Annotated in this window: 21 protein-coding genes and 1 pseudogene; 3 read left to right on the top strand and 19 right to left on the bottom strand. The window is 65.5% G+C overall.

All coding sequences use genetic code 11. From position 1 onward, the window contains the following. Nucleotides 1–2 precede the first annotated feature (2 nt). From ACOGI7_RS02660 to queA, 14 genes are all read right to left on the bottom strand, one after another. Entirely contained in the window at nucleotides 3–251 is a 249-nt protein-coding gene (locus ACOGI7_RS02660; RefSeq protein WP_419850383.1) for a hypothetical protein, read from the bottom strand. Continuing rightward, a complete protein-coding gene (locus ACOGI7_RS02655; protein ID WP_419850382.1) occupies nucleotides 251–1627 on the bottom strand; it encodes a replication-associated recombination protein A in 1377 nt (458 codons plus the stop codon). Before ACOGI7_RS02655 ends, ACOGI7_RS02660 begins: the two co-directional genes overlap by 1 nt. Nucleotides 1628–1649: 22 nt before the next feature. Next, a complete protein-coding gene (gene aspS, locus ACOGI7_RS02650) occupies nucleotides 1650–3386 on the bottom strand; it encodes an aspartate--tRNA ligase (RefSeq protein WP_419850381.1) in 1737 nt (578 codons plus the stop codon). Between the two features lie 10 nt (nucleotides 3387–3396). Further along, nucleotides 3397–4650 (bottom strand): histidine--tRNA ligase, encoded by a 1254-nt coding sequence (gene hisS / locus ACOGI7_RS02645; protein ID WP_419851443.1) that lies wholly within the window; start codon nucleotides 4648–4650, stop codon nucleotides 3397–3399. A gap of 67 nt (nucleotides 4651–4717) precedes the next feature. Beyond that, on the bottom strand, nucleotides 4718–5119 hold the full coding sequence (locus tag ACOGI7_RS02640) for a type II toxin-antitoxin system VapC family toxin (protein WP_419850380.1): 402 nt from the start codon (nucleotides 5117–5119) through the stop codon (nucleotides 4718–4720). Next, nucleotides 5116–5370 carry a type II toxin-antitoxin system Phd/YefM family antitoxin gene (locus ACOGI7_RS02635; RefSeq protein ID WP_419850379.1) on the bottom strand — a complete coding sequence of 85 codons (255 nt, stop codon included), beginning with the start codon at nucleotides 5368–5370 and terminating at the stop codon, nucleotides 5116–5118. Before ACOGI7_RS02635 ends, ACOGI7_RS02640 begins: the two co-directional genes overlap by 4 nt. Before the next feature lie 38 nt (nucleotides 5371–5408). Then, entirely contained in the window at nucleotides 5409–7877 is a 2469-nt protein-coding gene (locus tag ACOGI7_RS02630; RefSeq protein WP_419851442.1) for an RCC1 domain-containing protein, read from the bottom strand. 97 nt (nucleotides 7878–7974) lie between these two features. Continuing rightward, entirely contained in the window at nucleotides 7975–10185 is a 2211-nt protein-coding gene (locus ACOGI7_RS02625; protein ID WP_419850378.1) for a RelA/SpoT family protein, read from the bottom strand. A gap of 3 nt (nucleotides 10186–10188) precedes the next feature. Further along, on the bottom strand, nucleotides 10189–10725 hold the full coding sequence (locus tag ACOGI7_RS02620; protein WP_419850377.1) for an adenine phosphoribosyltransferase: 537 nt from the start codon (nucleotides 10723–10725) through the stop codon (nucleotides 10189–10191). A gap of 30 nt (nucleotides 10726–10755) precedes the next feature. After that, on the bottom strand, nucleotides 10756–11859 hold the full coding sequence (gene secF / locus ACOGI7_RS02615) for a protein translocase subunit SecF (RefSeq protein WP_419850376.1): 1104 nt from the start codon (nucleotides 11857–11859) through the stop codon (nucleotides 10756–10758). After that, entirely contained in the window at nucleotides 11856–13400 is a 1545-nt protein-coding gene (gene secD, locus ACOGI7_RS02610) for a protein translocase subunit SecD (RefSeq protein WP_419850375.1), read from the bottom strand. Before secD ends, secF begins: the two co-directional genes overlap by 4 nt. A gap of 18 nt (nucleotides 13401–13418) precedes the next feature. After that, a complete protein-coding gene (gene yajC / locus ACOGI7_RS02605) occupies nucleotides 13419–13733 on the bottom strand; it encodes a preprotein translocase subunit YajC (RefSeq protein WP_419850374.1) in 315 nt (104 codons plus the stop codon). Nucleotides 13734–13794: 61 nt separating this feature from the next. Further along, entirely contained in the window at nucleotides 13795–14904 is a 1110-nt protein-coding gene (tgt, locus tag ACOGI7_RS02600) for a tRNA guanosine(34) transglycosylase Tgt (protein ID WP_419850373.1), read from the bottom strand. After that, complete coding sequence (gene queA / locus ACOGI7_RS02595) at nucleotides 14901–15905, bottom strand: tRNA preQ1(34) S-adenosylmethionine ribosyltransferase-isomerase QueA (protein WP_419850372.1); 1005 nt, start codon at nucleotides 15903–15905, stop codon at nucleotides 14901–14903. The genes tgt and queA overlap by 4 nt, the downstream gene beginning before the upstream one ends. A gap of 68 nt (nucleotides 15906–15973) precedes the next feature. Between queA and ruvC the strand changes: the two genes are divergently transcribed. The 3 genes from ruvC to ruvB are packed head-to-tail and all read left to right on the top strand — an operon-like array spanning nucleotide 15974 to nucleotide 18112. Next, nucleotides 15974–16471 carry a crossover junction endodeoxyribonuclease RuvC gene (gene ruvC / locus ACOGI7_RS02590; RefSeq protein ID WP_419850371.1) on the top strand — a complete coding sequence of 166 codons (498 nt, stop codon included), beginning with the start codon at nucleotides 15974–15976 and terminating at the stop codon, nucleotides 16469–16471. Further along, complete coding sequence (gene ruvA / locus ACOGI7_RS02585) at nucleotides 16468–17070, top strand: Holliday junction branch migration protein RuvA (protein ID WP_419850370.1); 603 nt, start codon at nucleotides 16468–16470, stop codon at nucleotides 17068–17070. Before ruvC ends, ruvA begins: the two co-directional genes overlap by 4 nt. A 7-nt stretch (nucleotides 17071–17077) precedes the next feature. Continuing rightward, a complete protein-coding gene (gene ruvB / locus ACOGI7_RS02580) occupies nucleotides 17078–18112 on the top strand; it encodes a Holliday junction branch migration DNA helicase RuvB (protein ID WP_419850369.1) in 1035 nt (344 codons plus the stop codon). Here ruvB and ACOGI7_RS02575 read toward each other — a convergent pair. The 5 genes and pseudogenes from ACOGI7_RS02575 to ACOGI7_RS02555 form a co-directional block, all read right to left on the bottom strand. Beyond that, nucleotides 18109–18321 carry a hypothetical protein gene (locus ACOGI7_RS02575; protein ID WP_419850368.1) on the bottom strand — a complete coding sequence of 71 codons (213 nt, stop codon included), beginning with the start codon at nucleotides 18319–18321 and terminating at the stop codon, nucleotides 18109–18111. The genes ruvB and ACOGI7_RS02575 overlap by 4 nt on opposite strands. Nucleotides 18322–18620: 299 nt before the next feature. Beyond that, nucleotides 18621–19226 (bottom strand): hypothetical protein, encoded by a 606-nt coding sequence (locus tag ACOGI7_RS02570; RefSeq protein WP_419850367.1) that lies wholly within the window; start codon nucleotides 19224–19226, stop codon nucleotides 18621–18623. A gap of 239 nt (nucleotides 19227–19465) precedes the next feature. Further along, nucleotides 19466–20029 (bottom strand): hypothetical protein, encoded by a 564-nt coding sequence (locus tag ACOGI7_RS02565; RefSeq protein ID WP_419850366.1) that lies wholly within the window; start codon nucleotides 20027–20029, stop codon nucleotides 19466–19468. Next, nucleotides 20026–23256 carry a hypothetical protein gene (locus ACOGI7_RS02560; RefSeq protein ID WP_419850365.1) on the bottom strand — a complete coding sequence of 1077 codons (3231 nt, stop codon included), beginning with the start codon at nucleotides 23254–23256 and terminating at the stop codon, nucleotides 20026–20028. Before ACOGI7_RS02560 ends, ACOGI7_RS02565 begins: the two co-directional genes overlap by 4 nt. Before the next feature lie 310 nt (nucleotides 23257–23566). Beyond that, nucleotides 23567–24857 (bottom strand): annotated as a pseudogene (locus tag ACOGI7_RS02555) (IS256 family transposase). Nucleotides 24858–24880: the final 23 nt, after the last annotated feature.

The following is a 24880-nucleotide window of genomic DNA, read 5'->3' as shown; positions in this document are numbered from 1 at the left end:
TCCTATCGGCCCCGAGGGTCGTCGAGGGCCCGGCGGGCGATCTCGGCCCGATAGCGCCGGACCGCGGCGGTGCCCTCGGCCAAGGCGGCCCGGGCTTCGGAGGCCGCGGCCTTGACGCGGGCGCTAGCGCCAGAGCTCGGTCTGACGGGGACCGCCCGCTGGGCAGCCTGGCGCAGCTTGCGGCGCACATAGGACGCTCCGGCCGCGCCGGCACCCGCCCCCGCGGCGAACCACACGAGTCGCTTGGGCATCAGCCCTCCTCGCTGTCGTTGCTGTCTGTTTTCCGACCCATCATTCTCTGGCGAATCTCCATTTGGTCGTCTTCAGTTTCGTCTTCAGTATTCCGGCCCATCATTCGGTGGAAAATCTCCTCTTCGGCACCGTGTTGTGAAGGATGGTAATAGCGCTGATCCTCAAAGCGGTCGGGGCGATATTGCTGGCTCACCCAGCCCTGGGGATCATCATGAGGATACACGTAGCCCTTGCCGTGCCCTAGACCGGCCGCCCCCTGGTAGTGGGCGTCTCGGAGATGGGCCGGCACCTCCCCGCTGCCGTCGCCCGCGTCGGCCCGAGCCTTGCCGAGCGCCGTGGTGACCGTGTTCGACTTGGGGGCGGTGGCCAGATACACCACCGCGTGGGCCAGGTTGAGCTGCGCCTCGGGCAGCCCGACGTACTCCACCGCCCGGGCCGCGGCATCGGCCACCACCAGGGCCTGGGAATCGGCCATCCCGATGTCCTCCGAAGCCAGAATCACCATCCGGCGGGCAATGAACCGGGGATCCTCCCCCGCCTCCAGCATTCGAGACAGCCAGTACAGCCCGGCGTCGGGATCGGACCCCCGCAGGCTCTTGATGAATGCACTGACGACGTCATAGTGCTCGTCGCGGCCGTAGCGGACTGCGCTGGCCCCGAGGGCGTCTTCAGCGTCGGCCAGGGTGACCCGGAGAAGGTCGTCAGAACGGGCCGATGCCAGGGCCACGGCCACCTCCAGGCTGGTCAGGGCTTGGCGGCCGTCCCCCGCGGCCTGAATCGACAGGTGGTCGAGGGCGTCGGCGTCCGCTTCGGCGCCCTCGGCCCGCAGCCCGCGGCGCAGCAGCTCGCCCAGCGCATCGGCGTCCAGGGGCTCGAGGCGGAACAGGGTGGATCGGGACCGCAGCGGCGGGTTCACCTCGAAGTACGGGTTCTCGGTGGTCGCCCCGATCAGGGTGATGAGCCCAGACTCCACTGCGGGCAGAAGGGCGTCCTGCTGGGCCCGGTTGAAGCGATGGACCTCGTCGAGGAACAAGATCGTGCCCTGATTCTGCTGGCCGAGCCGGTCGCGGGCCGACGCCATGACTTCTCGCACGTCCTTGACGGAGGCGGCAACCGCGGAGAGCTGGACGTAGGCCTGGGCGGTGGTGCCGGCCACCAGCCGGGCGATGGTGGTCTTGCCCGTGCCCGGCGGCCCCCACAGGATGGCCGACGACAGCCGGTCGGACTCGATGAGGCTGCGGAGCGGCTTGCCCCGGCCCAGCAGGTGCTCCTGGCCGACCAGCTCGTCCAGGTGGCGGGGTCGGAGCCGATCGGCCAGCGGCGCGGTCTTGGCCAGGCGCTCGGCAGCGGCGGCGGCAAACAGATCGTCGCTCATCGCCATCTGGCCCGGCTGTGGCTCACCCGGAGGCGGGGGGCGGCAGAACGCGCAAGCCGAGCTCGTCGAGGTGGCGGTCGGCTATCGGGGTGGGCGAGTTGGACAGCGGATCGGCGCCCGACTGGGTCTTGGGAAAGGCGATGACCTCGCGGATGTTCTCCTCTCCGGCCAAGATGGCCACCAGGCGGTCGATGCCGAAAGCGAACCCAGCGTGGGGCGGGGCCCCGTAGCGGAAGGCGTCGAGAAGGAAGCCGAATCGCTCCTCGGCATCGTCGTCGCTGATGCCGAGGGCTCGGAACACCGCCCGCTGGATGTTGGGGCGGTGGATCCGCACGCTGCCCGAACCCAGCTCCCAGCCATTGAGCACCAAGTCGTAGGCCTGGGAGCGCACCGCCAGCAGCTCCTCGCCCTCGCCGTCCAGCAAGCCCACATCATCCGGATGGGGCATGGTGAAGGGATGGTGGGCGGCGATGGGCCGACCTTGGTCATCGATGGACTCGAACAGCGGGAACTCGGTGACCCACACGAAGTGCAGGCCGCCCTCGGTGACGGGCGGTCGGCCCAGCTCCAAGCGGAGCAGGCCGAGGATGTCGCGCACCTTGGGGCGGCGGTCGGCGATCAACAGCAGCAAGTCGCCCGGCTCAGCGCCCATGGCCGGACCCAGTGCGGCCTGCTCCTGGTCGGACATGAACTTGGTCAACGCGCCGTCGAGGGCGCCGTCGTCGCCCACCCGGAACCAGGCCAGGCCCTTGGCTCCCCACTGCTGGCACTTCTTGGTGAGCTCGTCGATGGCGTTGCGCCCCAGGCTCTGACTTCCGCCCTTGCAGTTGATGCCCTTCACGCATTCCACCTGGAAGACCTTGGCCTCGGTGCCCTCGAACAGCCCGGTCAGCTCGATCAGCTCCATGCCGAAGCGCACATCGGGCTTGTCGGAGCCGAACCGCTCCATGGCATCGGTCCAGGTCATGAAGATGGGATCATCAGGACGGGTGCCGGTAACCGCCTCCACCGCGGCGGCCACCGCCTCGGTGATGAAGGCCATCACCTCCTCTTGGCCTGCGAAGCTGGCCTCGGCGTCGAGCTGCATGAACTCGAACTGCCGGTCGGCCCGCAAGTCCTCGTCGCGCAAGCAGCGGGCTATCTGGTAGTAGCGGTCGAGTCCCCCCACCATGCAGAGCTGCTTGAAGATCTGGGGCGACTGGGGCAGGGCGTAGAACCGGCCGGGATGCAGGCGGGACGGCACCACGAAGTCTCGGGCCCCCTCAGGGGTGGAGGCCACCAGCATGGGGGTCTCGATCTCGGTGAAGCGCTGAGCCTCCATCGAGCGGCGGATGGCGCTGTTGACCGTGGCCCGCAGCGAGAGGTTGCGCTGAAGGCGCTCCCCCCGCAGGTCGACGTAGCGATAGCGAAGGCGCACGTTCTCGTCCACCTCGGTACGGGAATGCAGCGGGAACGGCGGTGGCTCGGCGGCCGAGAGCACCTCTACCTGACAGTCGCCGACCTCCACCTCGCCGGTGTCCAGCTTGGGGTTGACGGTGCCCTCGGGCCGGGGCCGCACCGTGCCGCTGATGCGGACCACATATTCCGAGCGCAGATCGTGGCGCTCGTCGACCACGCACTGGATCACCCCCGTGCGATCCCGCAGGTCGATGAACGCCAGATTCTCACCGTGCTCCCGGCGCCGGTCCACCCATCCGCACACCGAGACCGCTCGGCCAATGTCATCGGCGCGCAAGTCGCCGCAATAGTCCGTTCGCATCACGGCTATTTCACCCTTTCGCCAACCTCTGAGCCACCTCATTTGCCACTTCGGCCCGGGGCAGCGAGGTTTGACCGCCACCCGAGCGCAGGTCGCGCAGGGTGACTGTGGCCGACGCCAGCTCGTCCTCTCCCACCAGAAGGGCCAAGCGGGCTCCCGACCGGTCAGCCACCTTCATCTGGGCCTTCATCGAGCGGGCGTCGAAGGCCCGGTCGGCTGAGATGCCGTTGCGGCGCAGCTCGAAGGTGAGGTCGCGCCCGGCGTCGCCGTTGGTCACGTCCACCACGAACACATCCACCCCTCCTGCGGTCTCGGTAAGAGCGTCTTCGGCGTCGGCGGCCAGCAGGATGCGCTCGATGCCCGCTCCGAACCCCACTCCCGGGGTCGGCTTGCCGCCCAACGCCTCGGCCAGCCCGTCGTAGCGCCCGCCGCCGCCCACCGCGTTCTGGGCCGATGTCAAAGAACCGGCGGCGAACTCCCAGGTGGAGTGGGTGTAGTAGTCCAGACCCCGCACCAGGCGAGGGTCGATCTCGTAGGCCACCCCGAGGGCGTCCAATCCGGCCTGCACCCGCTCAAAGTGGACGGCGGCCGCGTCGGACAGGCCGTCGACGATGCGCGGGGCGTCGGCCACCACCGTCATGGTGCGCTCCCGTTTGGAGTCCAGCACCCGCAGCGGGTGGTCGGCGGCGTTGGCCCGATCGGCCTCGTCCAGGTCGCCCAGCCGCTGGCCCAGCCAGGCGGCCAACTGTTCGGCGTAGGCCTGCCGGTCGCCGGGGCTGCCCATGGAGTTGAGCCGCAGGGACAGGCTGCTCAGTCCAAGTGCCCGATAGAAGTCGTGCTGGAGGGCGATGACCTCCACGTCGAGGTCGGGATCGGCCGAGCCGATGGCCTCCGCCCCGACCTGGTGGTGCTGGCGGAACCGGCCGGCTTGGGGTTCCTCGTAGCGGAAACAGGGAGTGAGATACCACACCTTCCACGGCACGGTGGGCCGGTGCTGGTTGAACGCCCGGACGACCGAGGCGGTGCCCTCCGGGCGCAGGGCCATGTGGCGGTCGCCCTTGTCGAAGAAGTCGTACATCTCCTTGCGGACTACCTCGGTGCCCTCGCCCAAGCGCTGGAACACCCCGATGTCCTCGAACATGGGGTTCTGCACCAGGCCATAGCCGGCCCGCCCGAACACGTCGGCAAACAGGGCGACCAGCGCCTGCCAGCGATCCGACTCAGGCGGCAGGATGTCGCGAGTCCCCTTGGGCGCTTGGAACATTTCGGCCACGACGCCCGATGCTACCGGCGCACTGCGACTATTCCCCGCACCCAAGAGGCCGCTCTCGTCACGTGCCGACGACCGAAAGGCCCAGTGATCTCGCCGCTTGGGCTTGGCGGCCGTCGAACGTCAGCAGCGTGGTCGATGGGCCGGCCCGAACGGCGGCGGCAAGGTGGAGTGCGTCCAATGAACGGCACAGGGTCTGCTCGGCGATTCTGGCTGCCTCGTTGCAAGTGGCCGCATCCAGGCTCATCAGGGCGAACGAGTCCAGATCGTCGAGGAATTGCCGCTTGGCCGCGGCGGCATCGGAACCGGCCAGCAGGCGGGAGAGGTTCCGCCGAACCTCGACTTCGGTGAGCCTCGACGTCACCAGCACCGGATCAACCGCCATCAACTGCTCGGCTGCATCGGAGTCGTGCTCGGCCACGTAGCGCTTCAACAGCGCGCTGGTGTCCACGTACAGCGTCACCCGCGGTCCTCGTCAAGGACGTCAAGAACCGACTGATCAGCGAGAAACCGCTGAGCCGGGGCCAGCCCCACACGCTTGGGGGGCTCGATCCAACCCTCCTCAATCCCCCGCTCCACCGCCGAATAACCCGACAGCGGCCCAAGCTGGGCCACCGGACGCCCTCGGTCGGTCACAATCACGCACTCGCCCTTCGCGGCCCGGGCGATGTACTCCGACAACTTTGCCTTCAGTTCCCGCACTCCAACGCTCATGTAGTCACGATACACCATCTATGTGACTACATCAATCTTTAGTAGTAGCCCAACATTGGGCGCACCCCATGTCCAGGCCCCGTGCGCCAGGGGCTCATGCTATTTGAAGGCGAAGAAGTCCAGTAGACACCCTTTGGAAGGCTCTCAGTGAAATCCCAGCAAACGATACGCTGGTCACTGCGCAAGCCGCACGAGTGTGTACCACCAGCAGATACCTCGGTGAAGGCGCCGTCAGGTACAGCGATTTGCTGACTCAAGCTGGTCTGACTCCAACACTCGATGGTCTGATCGATGCGCAGACCACACGAATTCCATCGGCCAGCAGAGACTGCGGTGAAGGCACCTTCTGGGGGTTCATCCCATTCCCAGGAGCCCTCTCCCCAACACTCGATGGTCTGATCAGCGCGCAGGCCACATGAATAGCTTCCGCCAGATGAAGCCTCAACAAACGATCCACCTTCAACGCTTGGGCGAATAAGCGAGGAGTGGTGGCCCCAGCAGAAGATCGACTGATCTGCACGCAGCCCACAGCTACGGTGCCTCTCAGCCAACACGTCCGTAAATGTGTCATCGGGTGCATCCGACTCGCCCCAGGTGTTTCGGCCCCAGCATTCAACCGCATGGTCAACTCGAATGCCACACATGTGCCAATCCCCTGCAACGATCGCGGAGAATGATCCTTCAGGTGGAATTGACTGACCGATGGAGTTGTCACCCCAACAACGAATTGATTGATCAGTACGCAGACCACAGCTATGGCGCCTGCCAGCAGCCACGGCAGTAAACATCTCGTCAGGCGCGTCGATCTGACCCCACCAGTTCCGACCCCAGCACTCAACCGCATGATCAGGTCGAATGCCGCACGAATGCCATTGGCCGGCTGATATCGCAGCAAACTCGCCTTCGGGCGCCTCAGACTGCTTGAAGTCGTTTCGACCCCAGCAAAGGACAGACTGATCAACTCGCAGTCCGCACGAATGCGACCCGCCCGACGACAACGCTGTGAATAGTCCTCCAGGAGCGTCAACCTGCCCGTAATGGTTTTTCCCCCAACAGGCAATGGACATTCCGACACGCAATCCGCATGAATGCCATTGGCCGGCGGAAACAGCAGCAAACTCGCCTACGGGCGCCTCAGACTGCTCGAAGTCGTTTCGACCCCAACAAAGGACAGCCCGGTCAATCCGCACTGCGCAGGAATGGTCCCCATCTGAAGATATGGCGGTGAACACTCCTCTGGGAGCGAATTCCTGTCGCCAATAATCGTTGCCCCAACACTCGATTCCATGATTGGGCCGAATAGCGCAGGAATGCCCATCACCGGCCGATACGGCTGAAAATACTCCGTCGGGGGCAACAGCCTGCCCGGAGACACTTCCACCCCAACAGACGATGGACTGGTCGGTGCGCACGCCGCACGAATGACTGCCCCCAGCCGAGACAGCAGTAAAAGTCCCTCTCGGCGGATTGAATATCTCAGCAAAGTCCCCGCCCCAACAGACGATGGACTGGTCGGTGCGCACGCCGCAAGAGTCATCATCGCCGGCTGAAATGGCCGTGAACGTGCCGGCGGGCGAATCTGTCTTGCCGCCGTAGTTGCTACCCCAACAAGCAATCGAACCATCGGTACGCAGGGCGCAGGTGAAGAGATTGCCCGACGAGACCGCGGTAAAGGTCCCTTCTGGAACATCCAACTGGCCGAATTCCTCCTCACCCCAACAGACAATGCGCTGATCAATCCGCAAACCACACGAATGTCGTCGGCCAGCCGATACCGCGACAAACCGGCCTTCGGGCGCTTCAGACTTTCCCGAGTCGTTTGCCCCCCAACAGACAATGCGCTGATCGACACGCACACCACACGAATGCGACCAAGAGGTAGAAACAGCGGTGAAGGCACCCTCGGGCGAGTCAAACAGGCCAAACCCACCATCACCCCAACAGACAATGCGCTGATCGACACGCACACCACACGAATGCGACCAAGAGGTAGAAACAGCGGTGAAGGCACCCTCGGGCGAGTCAAACAGGCCAAACCCACCACTACCCCAACAGACAATGCGCTGATCGACACGCACACCACACGAATGGTCGTAACCAGAGGAGACAGCAGTGTAAACATGGGAAAGGGCTCGGGCCGTTCGTCCGTCTTGGAGCTTCTCTGGACAGCCGAGGGTTACGAGTTCTACGTGGACCTCAAACTGGCAGCGATATTTGTCCAATAGGGAGCGTTGGGCGCGAATAAGGCTCTCCCGCGCTTCGATGCCCTGCCTGGTAGAAGAGCTCTCAGGTTCTTCACTGACATTTGGGGCCTGCGCGGGCCTCCCATCGGGACAGCCCCCGGGGACAGCGGAGGTGTCGACGCCGAAGGCGCACCGATACTTGTTGAGCAGTGCTTCTAGGTCGGCTATGAAGCCATCAAGAATGGCCTGTTCCTCCTGGACATCGGGTACTTGGGCACCGGCTACATCAGATGGCGCGACCGCAAATGTGAGCGCCGCAACCATGGTGGCAAATACCAGCGCGATGCACGCTCTCACACCGGAGGACCCTACCGGCTGACCGCGGGCACCGGTTCGCGGCTAGCGGCGGTGCGTTACTCCACTAGCCGGAGGCAGCGGGCAGCACCCGGTAGGCGCTGTAGACCGATTCGATGCCCCGGATGGTGCGGAGGAGGGCGTCGAGGTGGGTGCTGTCAATCAGCTCGAAGTCGAACCGCATGATGGAGATCTGGTCGGCGCCGGTGCGGGTCTCGCAGGCCAGGATGTTCACCGAGCCGGTGGACAGGGCGTTGGCCACGTCTCGCAGCAGGCGGGTGCGGTCGAACGCCTTCACCTCGATGGTCACGGAATAGGCACCGGTGCGCTCGGCGCTCCAGTCCACATCAATCAGGCGGTCACCCTGCTCGAACGACAGCGACACCGCGTTGGCGCACTCCGTCCGGTGGACCGACACCCCCCGGCCCCGGGTGACGAAGCCGATGATCTCATCGGGGGGAACCGGCTTGCAGCAGCGGGCCAGGTTGACCAGCACATCGTCGAGGCCCTCCACCTCCACCGGCTGATCGGTGCGGCGGGGCAGCGCCGCCGGCGCCGGCGTCACGACCGCGTTGTCATCCACATCCTCGTCGGCGGTTGGCTCCACCCGCAGGCCGGCCACCCGCTCGGCCACCGCCTTGGCCGACACATGGCGCTCGCCCACCGCGGCGAACAGAGTGTCGAGATCGCGGTAGTTCATGTCCTGAGCGGCGCGCACCAGCTCATCGCCCGACAGGATTTTGGCCACGGGAAGCCGCTCGCGGCGCAGGGCGGCCGCCACCGCGTCGCGGCCGGCCTTGATGGCGTCCTCCCGGCGAGCCTGCGCGAACCACTGGCGGATCTTGTTGCGGGCCCGATGCGACGCCACCAGCCCGAGCCAGTCGCGCGACGGCCCCTTGTCGGCCACCTTGGAGGTGAAGATCTCGACCATGTCGCCGGGCCGCAACTCTCGGTCCAACGGCACGAGTTGGCCGTTGACCCGGGCCCCGATGCAGGCGTGGCCCACCTCGGTGTGGATGGCGTAGGCGAAATCGATGGGGATCGCGCCCATTGGCAGCGACACCACCTCGCCCTTCGGGGTGAACACCTGCACCTCGTCGTGGTCGAGGTCGGTCTTGAGGTTGCTCAAGAACTCGGCCGCATCAGAGGTCTCTTGCTGCCAGTCGATGATGCGGCTCAGCCAGGCCAGATCGTCGGTCGTGGCGCCCTCCTTGTAATCCCAGTGGGCGGCCACTCCCTGCTCGGCCCGGGCGTGCATCTCATTGGTGCGGAGCTGAACCTCCAGCGACTTGCCCCCCGGCCCCACCACCGTGGTGTGCAGCGACTGGTAGAGGTTGAACTTGGGCATGGCGATGTAGTCCTTGAACCGTCCCTGCACCGGCTTCCAGGTGGCGTGGATGGAGCCCAACGCGGCGTAGCAGTCCCGCACCGAGTCGACGATCACCCGGATGCCCACCAAGTCGAAGATCTCGTCGAAGCTGCGCTCTTTGGTCATCATCTTCTCGTAGATGCTCCAAAGGTGCTTGGGGCGTCCGGTGACCTGGGCCCGGATCCCCAGTTCGGCCAGCCGGGCGTCGACGCTGGACAGAACCTGGGTGAGATACAGGTCGCGCTCGGGCGCCCGGGTGGCCACCATGCGGTCGATCTCGGAATACCGCTTGGGATGCAGGGCGGCGAACGCCAGATCCTCCAACTGGAGCTTCAAGTCCTGCATGCCCAGCCGGTTGGCCAGCGGGGCGTAGATGTCCATCGTCTCGCGGGCCACCCGGTGCTGTTTCTCCAACGGCAGCGCCGCCAGCGTCCGCATGTTGTGCAGCCGGTCGGACAGCTTCACCACCAGCACCCGCAGATCCTTGGCGATGGCCACCAGCATCTTGCGCATGGAGGCGGCCTGCTCCTCCTCCTGGGTGTTGAACTTGAGGCGGTCCAGCCGGGTGACGCTGTCCACGATCGAGGCCACCTCCCCGCCGAAATGGTGCTCGACCTCCGACAGGTCCATGGCGGTGTCCTCGATGGCGTCGTGCAGCAGGGCGGCGATCACCGACACATCGTCCAGCCCCAGTTCCACCACGATGTGGGCGACGGCCAGCGGGTGGGAGACATAGGGCTCGCCGGACTTGCGCACCTGCCCGGAATGGGCCTTCTCAGCCAGGCGATAGGCCGTCTCGATGCGGTCGGCGGTGCCGTTGGCGTGGCGTTCGAGATAGGCGGCGAGCAGCGGGCCCACATCTTGGCCGGGTTGACCCATCCAGGGCGATGGCCGCTCTGTCAGCGTCATTCATCACCCCCCGTAGCAGAACAGCGAGATAACCGGACAGTCGGCGTCCACCACTATTTTCTCCCGACCGCCCAGAAAACCCAACTCGATAAGGAAGCCAACCCCAGCCACCTCCGCGCCCCCGGAATCGACGAGCTCGACCGCGGCGGCCGCCGTGCCTCCCGTGGCCAGAACATCATCCACGACGAGCGCTCGCTGACCGGGGGCAAAGGCGTCGGTGTGGACCTCGAGGGACGCGGTGCCGTACTCCAGCTCATAGTCCACCGACCGAGTGCGGTAGGGCAGCTTTCCCGATTTGCGAACGGGCACGAACCCGAGTCCCAGGCGGTAGGCCACGGCGGCACCCAGGATGAATCCCCGGGCCTCAACGCCGACGACGCGATCAGCCGGGGTGTCCCTGAACCGGTCGGCGAGCTCATCGGCAGCCCAGCGAAAGGCGTCAGCGTCGTCGAGCAGCGGGGTGATGTCCTTGAACATGATCCCTGGCGTGGGGAAGTCAGGAACATCCCGAATAAGGCTCTCAGGCCAGCCGGACTCCACTTCCCCAACCCTACCCCCGGCCCAAACCGCCTACCGGCGCTTGCGCTTGCGGGGCCGGGGGGGAATGGCGGTGCCGGGTTGCGACGGCCTTGGGGGTGAGCCGGCCTTGGGCGCCGCAGGACGAGACGGCGACGGGCCCACCGCCACGTCCTCCACCTCGTGTACCGAGGTGCCCCGAGACTGGGCCCGGGCCTCGAGGCGTTCCCGCAGTTCCACGAATTCCGGCTGGCGCTCCTTCAGCCAGGCCGCCGCCGGGGCGGCGACGAACAGCGACGAGTAGGTGCCCACCAACAGGCCGATGAGCAGGGCCACCGCGAACTCGGCCAGAGTCACCGCGCCCAGCACCAGCGTTCCGATGACCAGCATCGACAGCACCGGCAGTACCGATGTGATGGTGGTGTTCACCGACCGCAGCAACACCGTATTCAGCGCGGTGTTCATGATCCGGGTGTAGGTGGCCCGCCCCACCAGTGCGGAGCGCCGCTGGTAGTCGCGGTTCTTGTCGAACACCACCAAGGTGTCGTACAGGGAGTACCCCATGATGGTGAGGAAGGCGATGACGGTAGCCGGGGTCACCTCGAGCTGGAACAGGGAGTAGATGCCGACGGTGATGACGATGTCGTGGGCCACCGCCACCAGCGCAGCCAAGGACATCCGCCACTCCAGCCGCAGCGTGATGTAGATGGCCACCACGATGAAGAACACGATCAGGGCGCGAATGGCCTTGTTGGTGATCTCGTCGCCCCACGACGCGCTGATGGAGTTGAAGCTGATGTCGTCGATGGATTGCCCGGTGAGGGCGGCCAGGGCCGCCGACACTCCGGCGACGCTGGAGGCGTCGGTGGCGTCCAACTCGGCCCGCACCCGCAGCACGTCGCCGCCGACGAACTGGATCTTGGCGTCGGCCTGGCCCACATCCCGCAGGGCGTCGCGCACATCCGCGGTGGAAACATCGGGCGCCGAGGCCTCCCAGACGGTGCCGCCCTCGAACTCGATGCCCAGATTGACTCCTCGCACCAGCAGGGCCACGACGCCGATGAGGATCAGGGCCGCAGATACTTTCAGGGTGGTCTTCCACACCTCGGGGAAGTCCACCTGGGTCTGGTTGCGCCACAGGCGCTGGAGCCGGTTCATGAGGCCTCAGCTCCCGCAGGCATGGCCTCTTCCCTGGTGGGCAGGCCGAGGCGGTGGGGATGGGCCATCAGGCTGGGCGACCGGGACATGAGCTGGGCGCAGGGCCGCAGGAAGAAGTAGGTGGCCACCAGGTCGAGCACCGAGGCCAACCCCAGCATGAGAGCGAAGCCCCGAACCGAGCCGGCCGAGAGCCAATACAGGATGACCGCGGCGATGAGCGAGGCGAAGTTGGCCCAGAAGATGGTCCGGAACGCCGCCGGGAACGACAGCTCCAACGAGGAGCGCAGGCTGCGGCCGGTGGCCACGTCTTCCTTGAGGTGCTCGAAGTAGACCACGTTGGAGTCGAGCGACACACCGATCGACACGATGAGGCCGGTGACCCCGGCCAGGGTCAGGGCCAGATCCTGGGTCTCGCCCAGCCAGGCCACGATCACCCACAGCAGGGTGGCCGACACGCCCAGGCTCAACATGGCGACCAGGCCCAGCAGGCGGTACATGCCGACCATGAACACGAACACCAGCGCCAGCCCCACAATGCCGGCGATAACCCCGGCCCGCAGGGAGTCGCCCCCGATGGTGGCCGACACGGCCCGGCTGGTGCTGTCGCTCTGGGGGTCGGTGGGGTCTTGGAACTCGATGGGCAGCGCGCCGTAGCGCAGCACCAGGGCCAGGTCGTCGGCCTCTTGCTCCGAGAAATTGCCGGAGATGAGCACTTGGCCGTCGAAGCTGGAGGCGTTGACCAACGGTGCCGACTGCACGTTGCCGTCGACCACGATGGCCAGGCGGCCGCGCCCCTCGGCGGTTGGCGGGCAGAGGGCAGTGCCCGAGAAGCACTCGATTGCGATCTGGTCGAACTTGTCGGCGCCCTCGTCGCCGCCTTTGAAAGTGGCGCTCACCGCGAACTGGTTGGTGAACGTGCTGTCAGCACCGGACAGCCCTGCGCCGGTGAGATTGGAGGGGCCGAGCAACAGGCGCCTGATGACCTCCCCATTGTCGTCGCGCTCGGGCAGAACCACGAAGCGATCCAGTTCGTCTTCGGCCGACGTCGAGGTGTCCAAGAAGTTGTAGTCGATGTCCGTGGGGCACGGCGCCAATCCCCGCTCGTCCAACTCCGGATCGGGCAATTCGGCGGGAGGAAGCTCGAAGTCGGGGTCCTCGAAGACGATCGGCTCGGCAAAGAGGTCGGCGCACACCGGGCGGAACCGCAGTTCGGCGGTCTGGCCCACCACGTCGATAGCCCGCTGCTGGTCGCTGATGCCGGGAAGCTGGACCACCACTCGGTCGCCCTGGCGGGTCACGTCGGGCTCGGCCACTCCGAGTCCGTCGATGCGGTCGCGGATGATGTTGACCGCGGTGTCCAAGTCACCCTCGGTGATGGCCACTGGGCGGTCGGGGTCGTCCACCGGCACCAGCACCACCTCGACCCCGCCCTTGAGGTCGAGGCCCAAAAGGGGCCGGTTGCCCACGGCCAGGGAGGCTGCCAACAGCCCGGCGGCCAAGGCCAGGATGAAGACAAGGGAGACCAGCGAACGGCGGCTCATTGACGCTGGAGGTGGGAGCTATCCGTCAGGGTCGTCGCCAGTCATCAGAGGACCCTGGCCGTCGTCGCCATCGACGTCGGAGGAGTACACGACCTTGTTGGCGATGGTCTCACGGCCGATCTTGATTTCGACGCCATCGGAAATCTCAATGAACACGGTGCCGCCGTCAAAATCGGTGATCATCCCGTACAGGCCCGACGCGGTGATCACCTCGTCGCCCACCTCAAGGGACTCGAGCAATGCCCGATGCTCGCGCGCCTTGCGCTGCTGGGGGCGCACCATGAAGAAGTACATGGCGACGAACATCAACAAGAGAAGGGGGACGATCTCCAAGGCTCTGAACTCTACCGGAAGTCCTGGCTAGGAAACGACTCGGCGGGCCTAGCCAAATGGGTCAGCCCCACGCATCGGCCACCCGTTGGCGCAGCTGGTGGAAAGTACCGGCGACGATGGCGTCTTGGGCGGTGTCCATGAGCCCCAACAGCCAGGCCACATTGTGAAGAGTGAGCAGCCGGGCCGCCGACGGCTCGTCCACGTTGAACAGGTGGCGGAGGTAGGCCCGGGAGTAGCGGGCAGCCGGGCTGGCCGTAAAGTCAGGGTCAATCGGGCGGTCGTCGGTGGCAAGCGATGAATTGCCGATATTCAAGCGGCCCTCCCAGGTGAGGGCGGTGCCGTGGCGGGCCAGCCGGGTGGGCAGCACGCAGTCGAACATGTCCACTCCCAGGCCGACGCATTCCATCAGCCCGATCGGATCGCCCAGTCCCATGAAGTAGCGGGGCTGATCGTCGGGCAACTTCGGGGCAGTGGCCTCGAGCGCAGCCATCATCTGCTCGGAGCTCTCCCCCACCGACAGCCCGCCCACCGCGTAGCCCTCGAAGCCCACCTCGATGGTCCGAGCCGCGCTCTCGGCCCGCAAAGCGGCGTCGATGCCGCCTTGGACGATGCCGAATTGGCTGGCGCCGGCGCCGGGCCCGTCCATTTCCAGGAAGCGGCGGCGGGCTCGCGCCGCCCATGCGGCGGTGCGGTCCACCGCCAGGCGCTGGACCGTTGCGGACGCCTCCGACGGGGGGCACACGTCCAGGGCCATCTGGATGTCGGAGCCGAGCTGGAGTTGCACGTCCACCACCCGCTCGGCAGTGAAGCGGTGGGTCGAGCCGTCGTAGGTGGACCGGAACGTGGCGCCATCGTCGTCCACTTTGGGATCGAGGGAGAACACCTGGTAGCCGCCGGAGTCGGTGAGCACATGGCCCGACCAGCCGGTGAACCCGTGGACGCCGCCCATCTGCTCCACGACATCAGCGCCGGGCCGCATCATCAAGTGGTAGGTGTTGGCCAGCACCACCGAAGGCTTGAGGGCCTCGAGGTCGGCGGTGTCGAGGGTTCGGACTGCGGCCCGCGTGCCCACCGGCATGAAGCACGGGGTGGTGAACGAGCCCCTCGGGGTGGTGATGCGGCCCTTGCGGGCCTGCCCATCCCGGGCCAGCACATCGAATCGGAGGGTCACTGCCCTGGATTCCTCGTGCAGAACATGGCATCCCCCAGGGAGAGGAAGCGGTAGCCCTCGGCCAGGGCGACGGCGTAGAGATCCCGCCAGCGGGGGCCGATGAACGCGGCTAGCAAGGCCAAGAGGCTGGACCGGGGCAGATGGAAGTTGGTGAGCATGGCATCCACCACCGAGAACTTGTGCCCCGGCTTGATGAACAGATCGGTCGATCCACCACTTGATCCGGTGGCTGCGGCCGATTCCAGCGCCCTCACCACGGTTGTGCCAATCGCCACCACTCGATCAGCCCGAACGCAGGCAGCCAGCGTGGACTCCGGGATTCGATACGACTCGGTGTGCATGACGTGGTCTTCCAGCTTCTCAGCCATGACCGGGGTGAACGTGGCCGTGCCCACGGCCAACTCCAACTTGCACACCACCGCTCCCGCCTCTCGACACCGTTCCAACACCTCCTTGGTGAGGTGGAGGCCGGCCGTAGGGGCAGCGGCCGACACCGACCGGTCGGCATAGACCGTCTGGTAGCGCTCGACGTCGTCTAGCTCCCCGGTGACATAGGGGGGAAGCGGCACTTCCCCGGCTCGGTCCATGAGGACATCGACATCGCCCATCGGCTTCACCCACCGCCTTCCGTCGCCGCCGATACGCTCCCCTGCTTCCAAAACGGGCTGCTCCTCGAACCACAGCTCGGAGCCCGGCCGCACCCTTCGGCCCGGCCGCACCAGCGCACTCCACCAGCCGTTATCTCCCGGTTCCAGCAACAAGACCTCCACCCGGCCTCCAGTGGCCTTGCGTAGCTTCAGCCGGGCGCTCATGACCCGGCTGTCATTCACCACCAGCACGTCGCCGGGACCGAGAAGCTCGGGAAGATCCCGGGTCAGGCGATGCTCAGCCGGAGCGTTGGGCCCTCGGTCCACCAGCAGCCGGGAGCTGTCGCGGGGATCGGCTGGCTGCTGGGCGATTGCGGCATCCGGCAGCTCGTAGTGAAGCTCCGAAGTCCGCATGAGCAGTTTCTACCCCACCGTTGCGCTTATCCCGAAAACCGACATACCCGCCCGGTAGTTTGGGGCTGATGCTGGTGATGGGGATCGATCCCGGCCTGTCGCGTTGCGGCTACGGCGTTATCCGCCAAAAGGGCCGCGCCACCGAGGCGATCGCGGCGGGCATCATCCGCACCGACAAGGACGATCCCATCCCCCGCCGCCTGTATGAGCTCCAGAATGAGCTTGTCGACTTGATGGGCACATACAACCCAGACGCGGTGGCCATCGAGCAAGTGCTGTTCCAGGTGAACGTGCGCACCGCTATGGGGGTGGGCCAGGCCAGCGGGGTGGCCATGGCCGCCGCAGTGGGGGCGGGCGCCGAGGTCTTCGAGTACTCGCCCACCCAGATCAAGAAAGCGGTCACCGGCTGGGGCGGTGCCGATAAAGAGCAGATGGGACAAATGGTGCAGACTTTGCTGGGCCTGCCCCATCCGCTGAAGCCGGTGGATGCGGCCGACGCCATTGCGGTGGCCTTCTGCCATCTGGCCCACCGCCCAGCCGCATCCCGGATCCAGGCAGCGATGTGATCGGAACGCTTCGGGGCACGCTGGCTCTGCGGGACCCCGACGAGGTGATCGTAGAGACCGCAGGCGTCGGCTATCGAGTGGCCGTCTCGCCGGATACTTCGGCCGCGCTGGGCGAACTGGGCCGAGAGGTGATGCTGCACATCCACCACCACATCCGAGAAGACGCCCAGACCCTCTATGGGTTCGACACCCCTGACAAACGCCGGGTCTTCGAAGGGCTCATTTCGGCTCACGGCGTGGGGCCGGCGATGGGAATGGCCATCTTGTCGATATACGGACCATCGGAGCTGGCCGGGATTCTGGCCACCGACGACATCGATGCCCTTTGCCTGGTGCCCGGAGTGGGCAAGAAGACCGCGGCCCGGCTTCTGGTGGAGCTCAAATCCCGCCTCGACATCGGCGACGTGACCACCGCGGTGGCATCGGGCTACCCTGCGGGCGAGCAGCCGACCGATGCCCGCAGCGTGGTCCGCCAAGCACTGGCCGAGTTGGGCTACAGCGCCGAGGAAATCCGCAGCGCCATCGCCGCCCTGCCTCCGGGCGACGACTCCTCCGCCCTGCTCAAAGCGGCCCTCCGCCACCTGGCCTCCGGGATATGAGCAGGACATGAGCAAGAGAGAGGAACTGCTGGCCGGGACCCCGCTGCCCGAAGACGCCGCAGCCGAGACAGGATTGCGGCCAGCCCGGCTGGACGAGTTCGTGGGCCAGTCGGAGCTGAAGGAGCATCTTCACATCATCTTGGGCGCGGCCCGGGCCCGATCGCAGCCTGCCGACCATCTGTTGTTCGCGGGGCCTCCGGGCTTGGGCAAGACCACACTGGCCCACATCGTGGCCAAGGAGATGGAAGCGGGATTGCACATCACCTCGGGGCCGGCGCTGGAGCGGGCGGGCGACCTAGCCGCCATCTTGTCCAAGCTGGAGGACGGCGACATCTTGTTCATCGATGAGATCCATCGGCTGCCCCGCATTGTCGAAGAGGTGATGTACCCGGCCATGGAGGACTTCAACGTCGACATCGTGCTGGGCAAGGGGCCGGCGGCCCAGTCGGTCCGCCTCGATCTGGCCAAGTTCACCCTGGTGGGAGCCACCACCCGCACCGGCCTCATCACTGGGCCGTTGCGGGACCGGTTCGGCCTGGTGTCGCGGCTCGACTACTACACGACTGCCGACTTGGAGGCCATCGTGGCGCGGGCGGCAGGCATCCTCGACATCCAGGTGGACCCCGCTGGCGCGGCCGAGATCGCCTGCCGGGCTCGGGGCACCCCCCGCATCGCCAACCGGCTGCTGCGGCGGGTGCGCGACTACGCCGAGGTCCGGGCTGATGGGGTGATCGACCAGGCGGTCGCGGCCGCCGGGTTGAATCTGTTCGCCGTCGACCAAGCCGGCCTCGACAAGATCGACCGGGCCATCCTGTCGGCCCTGTGCGAGCGCTTCGGCGGAGGCCCGGTCGGCCTCTCCACCCTGGCCATCAGCGTCAGCGAGCCGGCCGAGACCGTTGAAGACGTCTATGAGCCGTTCCTCATCCAACAGGGGCTGCTCATGCGCACCCCTCGGGGCCGAGTAGCCACCCCCACCGCCTGGCACCACCTGGGCCTGGCCCCACCGCCCAGCGCTGAGGACCAGTCGAACTTGTTCGACTAGACGAAAAACTGCGCCGCCATCGCGGCCCAGATCGGAACCACAAAAGCAGTCAGCACCATCAAATACATACGAGTTTGCTTGGCAAACTCAGCCCGCAACTCGGTACCTAGTGCCCTCAGGTCTTCCTTCGTGGCCATCTCGGCACTCAAAACCTTCAGATCGTCCTTGGTGGCAAGCTGGTTGCGGCCATCAGGCAGCACGCACTTCATCAGCGTCTCCGCTGGCCCTTCGCCAATGGCAGCTACCAACTGGTTCCCAACTCCGTCCGCTCAATCTCACTAACCAGTGTCATCAGATTCCCTCTCCGTTTATGAACTCGAAAGGGAACCCTTTGACGCTCGGTAGCGAGGCCGATTCCGACTGCTCAGCGCATCCTAATGACACCGCCAGCCGACAACAACCAGATCAGCTCGCAAAACCCTGCCCTGCCTTGCCCTGCCGCGGCCTGCCCCGCCATGCCATGCCTAGCCTGGCCTCGGCGGCCCTGTTGCGCGGCTCCGCCCGCCCGTCAGGGCGGGAGCTCCTCGATGCTGTCTGTGCGGAACCTCCCGTAGCTGCCCGACTTCTCCGGCCGCCAGTCGCCCAGCCCCACCCGGTCGCCAGCGATCTCCAACCACCGGGCCAACTCCTGCTCGCCCACCAGCTCCGGGTTCACCCCCACCGTGAACTCCAGCGACCACGGCACATCGAACTTCGCGCGGGTCCGCAGAATCCGGGCCCGCTGCACCACCACCGCCGCCGTGAACTGCGCCGAGGTTCCCAACTCCTCCAACGAACAACCGTAACGGGCCTCGTCATAGCCGAACACCTCCACCGACTCCACCCGCAGGCCCTCGCGCACCAAAGGCCCCTGCCTCACCCGCCGCGCCCCCGACTCAACACACGCCCGCACCGCCGCCGCCGGCACCGCCGGCCGCTGCTCGTCGTCCAACCACAACGACACCAAACACTCCAACACCCTCAACCTGGCCTCATCAGCCGCCGTACGAGACCCCGCCCGCTTCCGAGCGATCCCCGCCCGCTCCACATTCCACGCACTCCCCAAATCCAACCCCGCCGCCCCATTGTGCATCACCAAACCAGAAACACCGGCGATGCCTACCCTATAGCGCACAGTTCTGCTCCTTGTCATACCGCGTTGGAATCGCCGTCTTATGCGGTAATGATGCCTAGCAACTCGGAAATCGCCCGCATCACAACTCGCCCACTGTCCAACCCGCACGCACAGCTAAAGACAACACCACACACCGCATCGACCCTCATGGCCCCACAACATAGACCTCTCCAAACCACTTCCAACTGCTCATATTCGAATACATAGGAGAAGTGGCGCTAATCCATTTTCGTCATCAGTCAGTCAACAACATCGTCATCAGCAATAATAGGACCGTCTCGAGCCCTCCTGTGACGAGCGAACCTCGTCTCATCTTTATAAAATGCAAATAATTCCGACCTGCGAACAGCACGGTCCTCCTTCTGAATAGCTCGAACACTCTTGCGCCTGTCCTGCTCTCTCAAGAGCTCCATCCCACCTCCAGCCTTGAAATAAGCGACGCTCGACACAGCCATGAGAACTACGAGTACAAAGCCAAGAGCCAAATAAGCAATAAAGCCATACAAGAATCCCGCACTATCAGTAACAGCGGCGCTGATGAGTATTGTTGGTATACCAAAAATGCCAAGCAGAAAATATGCACGCAGATTCAATTTGCCAGTAAATGGATCGTATTTCTGCGGAAGCATAACCAAAAAATGCTTGATGGAACTGTAATCATCTGGTGGGCGACAAGCCGGCACACCATCCCGAAGAATAAATGAGTAGGCGAAAGTCAAAGCAAAAGCACGCCACCATCCAATCGAACCAGCATTACCTACCTCTGACTGATTCGCGCTGTTGTGGAGGTATGGTTCGTTCATGAGCCGCTTTTCTCGCAATAGGTGATCACATGGTTGACCTTAGTCTCATAGCCGCTTGCTTCAAAAGTCTCCACAACAGTGTATTCTTTTTGTTGCCAAAGATTGAGCAAGCAGCCCGATGTTCCGTTTATCACCAAGTTTACTTTGTTGTCCTTGCTGTGCAGCCATGCAACAAAGGTACCAGACGCTCCACCGATGAGAAATCCAGCGATAGCCCCAAAACCAGAGCCTAGCGCTGCTCCTACAATAGCTCCGCCGCTTGAACCCGCGCCGCCGCCTATGATCTGTTCTTTGGCGGCGTTCTTCCACCAGCTGTTGCTTGGGCCGGGCAGGGGTGTGTGCCATTTGAGGTCGGGGGCGTGGGCAAGGTCGGGGCCGGGGCAGGTGCCGTCGATGGTCCCGTCTCCGTCGTGATCCTTGTCGCAGTGGCGGTGGGGGGCGACACTGGCGGAACCATCGGAATTGGCATACAGGTGGGCAACACCCTCGTCGTGGATGATGGGAATGCTGTGGCTAGACGTGTGGCCCTCTAATTGCCTGACAACGTCTTGGTCGAGCTCTATGGCCAATGGCTCTGTCCAGTAGACGGTGCAGGTGCGGGTCCACCCATCGTCGTCCTCGTTGCGTAGAGTCGCCGAGCAGTTGTCTCGGCCCAGCCCAGGTTTCTTTGTGCCGTCTTTCATGTGCCGGACTTGGACGGGGTTGTTCCAATGGGCCCTGTTTGTTCCCCCCAACCCGTGTCTCAACCACTCCGCGTTCGGACTTGTCCAGCTGGCCGCCCTCGGCTCGCTTGATAAGCGAGGGTGTTCTGGATGTTCAAGATAGGCGGGATCCAAGGGTTCGCATGTGACGGTTGCGGGCTTTGACCAGACGTCTGTGGCGTTGTCCCATTGTTGGCCTTTGGGGCGGGCTTTGACCTTGAGGGTGTAGGTCTCGCCCTCCCATCTCTGGGCGACTACCTCGGTGGCGTCCCCCTCGTAGTTGATGTTGTCGACTTTGTAGGCGTCCGCGCCGCGCACCGGGTTCCAGTCCAGGTGCACCACGCCGTGGGAGTTGCACGAAGCGCTCACGCCCGCGGGCGCGAACCTCGGGCAGGAATTCGCCGTGACGGCCGCCCACGGCGACTCCGTTTTGGTGCGCCCCTCGTGGGGCACCGGGCCGTCGTAGGACACCAGGCGCACCCGGATGCGGTGGGCCCGTCCTGTCTCGGCATTGTCCCAGGTGTGGCTGCCGCTTTTCATAGCGCCGGGCTCGTTTATTGGCCCGTCGCCGTCGCGGTCCAGGTTCGGGACGTGAACAGCACCCGCGGCCGTCCCGTCGACCTCGACCTCCACCTGCCGGTAATGGCCCACCGCCAACCCCACCGGCACCTTCCACGACACGCGAATCCCGCCGTCCGCCGAGCACACCGCCGACACGCCGGTGGGCGCGGCCAGCGCCGAGCAGGTCGCCGACGCGGTCACCCATCCCGACTTCTTGCGGTTGGCGTGGTAGGCGAACAGCCGCACCGCGTACTCGCCGGGGTCGTCCACCTGGTGGGTGGCGCTGAACACGCGGGTCAGGCGCCCGCTCCCGATGACTTTCCCGTCTTTGAGCCATCGCCAATAGGCCCTCGCGCCCGCGGGCAGGGTCCACGATGCCGACAGCACGAAACGGCCGCCGTCTTGCACGCAATCCAACGCCACAGCACCCGGCACCTCCGGCACGCAGTCGCTATGGCCCTGAAGCCGCTGGCCCGCAGGGCACAAATGCACCTTGTCGGCCGCATGGCAGCCGTGCGACCCGTGCTCATGCGCACACACCTCCGCGGTCGGCGTCGGCTCAGGCGTCGGCTTGGACACCGGCACGCAGTCGCTATGGCCCTGAAGCCGCTGGCCCGGCGGGCACAAATGCACCTTGTCGGCCGCATGGCAGCCGTGCGACCCGTGCTCGTGCGCGCACGGCTCCGCTGTCGGCGTCGGCGTCGGCTCAGGCGTCGGCTTGGACACCGGCACGCAGTCGCTATGGCCCTGAAGCTCCGTGCCGGTCAAGCACTCCCCCTCATGGGACTTCTTCGGATCATGGCACGCCGACCCGTTGTGGGTGTGCAGACTCCCGCAACTCGCCGGATCAGGCCAACACGCCCCCGTCGACGGATCGAAACGCGCCACCGGACACGGCGTCGGCTCAGGCGTCGGCTTGGACACGGGCACGCAGTCGCTATGGCCCTGAAGCTCCGTGCCGGTCAAGCACTCCCCCTCATGGGACTTCTTCGGATCATGGCACGCCGACCCGTTGTGGGTGTGCAGACTCCCGCAACTCGCCGGATCAGGCCAACACGCCCCCGTCGACGGATCGAAACGCGCCACCGGACACGGCGTCGGCTCAGGCGTCGGCTTGGACACGGGCACGCAGTCGCTGTGGCCCTGAAGCTCCGTGCCGGTCAAGCACTCCCCCTCATGGGACTTCTTCGGATCATGGCACGCCGACCCGTTATGGGTGTGCAGACTCCCGCAACTCGCCGGATCAGGCCAACACGCCCCCGTCGACGGATCGAAACGATCCGCCGGACACGGAGTGGGATGGGTGTGCGCCACGGGGCGGTCCTGCCACTGGTAGTTGAACACGTCCTCGGTGACCGTCTTGTAGTTGAACACCGACCTGGTCCGCGTCTCGTAGTTGAACACGTCCTCGGTCAGCGTCTCATAGTTGAACACCGACCGCGACTTCGTCTCGTAGTTGAACACCGGGCGGTCCTCGTAGTTGAACACGTCCTTGGTGCCCCACACCGGGCGGTCCTCGTAGTTGAACACCGCCTCGGTCACGGTGTACGCCGGCGGGCAATACGTGGCCGTCTGGCCCCCGAAAACGAACGTCTCGCACGGCGGGGTCACCGTCCGGGTAACGGTGAACGGCGCCACCCGCACCCGCTTCACAAACGGGAACACCACCGTCCGGATCGTGAACGGCGCCACCCGCACCCGCTCGGTGAACGGCGCGACACGCGCCTTGTACTCCTCCAGATACGGCGGCACCCGCACCTCCACCTCACGGGTGAACGGCGCCACCCGCACCCGATACTCCTCGGTTAACGGCGGCACCCGCACCCGCACCTCCCGGGTGAACGGCGCCACCCGCACCCGCACCCGCTCGGTCTGATCATGCGCCGACACCGACGGCAACGAACCAGACGACACCACCAACGCCAAACCCGCTGCCAGCAAGCCCACCGCGACCAAAAGGACCATCGAACGTCGAAACATGGCCCCAAATAAATAGGGGGGGGGGGGGGGGGGGGAGCAGTCAAATCGGAAACCCGAAACCATCCCGGAAAAGACTGCTCACCTGTCCCCGCAACTCCGCTCCGCTACAAGCCAACAACCCCTTCTGCCAGGCAGAACACCTTCAAATCAGCAACCTCCTGCACCACGGGAGGCCCTGGAGAAAAAATCTGCACCCCACTCGTCCCAACGCCGAAAACAACCACACGCAAACCCGCGGCCCGGCCGCGTCAAGCTGGGACTGTCAGTTTTTCTGTGTAACCGGCCGTGATGGTTTTCATTTGATGTGGTCGGCGATGCGGTCGCCGTAGTGGACGGTCAGTGTGTTCAAGATGGCCTTCCAGCCGTTGGTTTTGCCGGTGAGGTTCTCGCGGCCTTTTCGCTTGGTGGTGGCGACAAGGTAGAGGACTTTCATGGCGGCCTGCTCGTTGGGGAAGTGCCCTCGGTGTCGCACGGCTCGTCGGAACCGGGCGTTGAGGCTCTCGACGGCGTTGGTGGTGTAGACGACCCGGCGCAACTCGGCGGGGAACTCCAGAAACGGTGTGAACTCGTCCCAGGACTGTCGCCATGAGCGGATCATCGCCGGGTAGGTGCCCTCCCAGTTCTCGGCAAAGGCTTCGAAGAGGGCCTCAGCGGCGCCTGTGGTGGGAGATGTGTAGATCTCGCGCATGGCCTTGGTTATCTGCCCCCAGTGCTTCTTGGAGGCGTATCTGAGGCTGTTGCGGACCATGTGCACCACGCAGGTCTGCACCACCGCGTCGGGCCAGGTGGCGCGGATCGACTCCGGCAGGCCCCTCAGCCCGTCGCAGCACACGATCAAAGCGTCGGCCAGGCCCCGGTTGCGGAGCTCGCCCAGCATCGCCGCCCACTGCTTGGCGCCCTCGCCGCCCGTTGGGCCCAGCCACAGTCCCAAAACGTCGCGCTCGCCGGCCAGGTCGACGCCGATAGCGACATAGACGGGCCGGTTGGCGACCTGGGCATCGGTGGGCCTTGACGACGATCGCGTCGATCAACACCACCGCATAGACCGCCTCTAAGGGCCGGTTCTGCCACACGGCCATGTCGGCGACGATCTCGTCGGTGATCTTCGAGATCGTCTCCCGGCTCACCGACGTGTCATAGATCTCGGCCAAATGCGCCTGGATCTCTCCGGTCGTGAGCCCCTTCGCATAGAGGCTGATCACATTGCCCGACAGCCCGTCTAAGCGGCGCCGGTGCTTGGGCACCGTGACGGGCTCGAAGGTCCCCGCCCGGTCGCGGGGCACCGCCAGGTCGATCTCGCCGATCTCGGTGGTGACCCGCTTCGGCGACGAGCCGTTACGAGAGTTCCCCGACCCGCGGCCCTCCGGGGCGTGGCGCTCATAGCCCAGGTGGTCGGTCATCTCGACCTCCAAGCCCGTCTGGAGGACCTGGCGCACCAACCCGGTCAACAAGCCGCCCTCGCCGGTCAGCTCCACCCCCTCGGCCCGGGCACGCTCGACCAAGAGCTCCGCCCAGTCCTGCATCGCCGCCTCACCGGCAGCCTCTTCCGCCGGCACAGCCGGCATACCCTGATCAGTCACAGACATGATCCTCCCCGGCCCACAGCACC

Source organism: Candidatus Poriferisocius sp. (assembly GCF_965204145.1).
In the GTDB taxonomy this organism is placed as follows: domain Bacteria; phylum Actinomycetota; class Acidimicrobiia; order Acidimicrobiales; family Bin134; genus Poriferisocius.
The sequence above is the reverse complement of the archived record's forward strand: the minus strand, read 5'-3'. Positions and strand labels throughout refer to the sequence as shown.

What these genes read in the sequence shown, in the direction of transcription:
- ACOGI7_RS02630 (WP_419851442.1), bottom strand. Translation starts at nt 7,877, where the DNA reads ATGGTTGCGGCGCTCACATTTGCGGTCGCGCCATCTGATGTAGCCGGT.
- ruvC (WP_419850371.1), top strand. Translation starts at nt 15,974, where the DNA reads ATGCTGGTGATGGGGATCGATCCCGGCCTGTCGCGTTGCGGCTACGGC.
- ACOGI7_RS02635 (WP_419850379.1), bottom strand. Translation starts at nt 5,370, where the DNA reads ATGAGCGTTGGAGTGCGGGAACTGAAGGCAAAGTTGTCGGAGTACATC.
- ACOGI7_RS02660 (WP_419850383.1), bottom strand. Translation starts at nt 251, where the DNA reads ATGCCCAAGCGACTCGTGTGGTTCGCCGCGGGGGCGGGTGCCGGCGCG.
- secF (WP_419850376.1), bottom strand. Translation starts at nt 11,859, where the DNA reads ATGAACCGGCTCCAGCGCCTGTGGCGCAACCAGACCCAGGTGGACTTC.
- ACOGI7_RS02625 (WP_419850378.1), bottom strand. Translation starts at nt 10,185, where the DNA reads ATGACGCTGACAGAGCGGCCATCGCCCTGGATGGGTCAACCCGGCCAA.
- secD (WP_419850375.1), bottom strand. Translation starts at nt 13,400, where the DNA reads ATGAGCCGCCGTTCGCTGGTCTCCCTTGTCTTCATCCTGGCCTTGGCC.
- ruvB (WP_419850369.1), top strand. Translation starts at nt 17,078, where the DNA reads ATGAGCAAGAGAGAGGAACTGCTGGCCGGGACCCCGCTGCCCGAAGAC.
- ACOGI7_RS02565 (WP_419850366.1), bottom strand. Translation starts at nt 20,029, where the DNA reads ATGAACGAACCATACCTCCACAACAGCGCGAATCAGTCAGAGGTAGGT.
- ACOGI7_RS02655 (WP_419850382.1), bottom strand. Translation starts at nt 1,627, where the DNA reads ATGAGCGACGATCTGTTTGCCGCCGCCGCTGCCGAGCGCCTGGCCAAG.
- queA (WP_419850372.1), bottom strand. Translation starts at nt 15,905, where the DNA reads ATGCGGACTTCGGAGCTTCACTACGAGCTGCCGGATGCCGCAATCGCC.
- ACOGI7_RS02575 (WP_419850368.1), bottom strand. Translation starts at nt 18,321, where the DNA reads ATGAAGTGCGTGCTGCCTGATGGCCGCAACCAGCTTGCCACCAAGGAC.
- hisS (WP_419851443.1), bottom strand. Translation starts at nt 4,650, where the DNA reads ATGTTCCAAGCGCCCAAGGGGACTCGCGACATCCTGCCGCCTGAGTCG.
- ACOGI7_RS02560 (WP_419850365.1), bottom strand. Translation starts at nt 23,256, where the DNA reads ATGGTCCTTTTGGTCGCGGTGGGCTTGCTGGCAGCGGGTTTGGCGTTG.
- aspS (WP_419850381.1), bottom strand. Translation starts at nt 3,386, where the DNA reads ATGCGAACGGACTATTGCGGCGACTTGCGCGCCGATGACATTGGCCGA.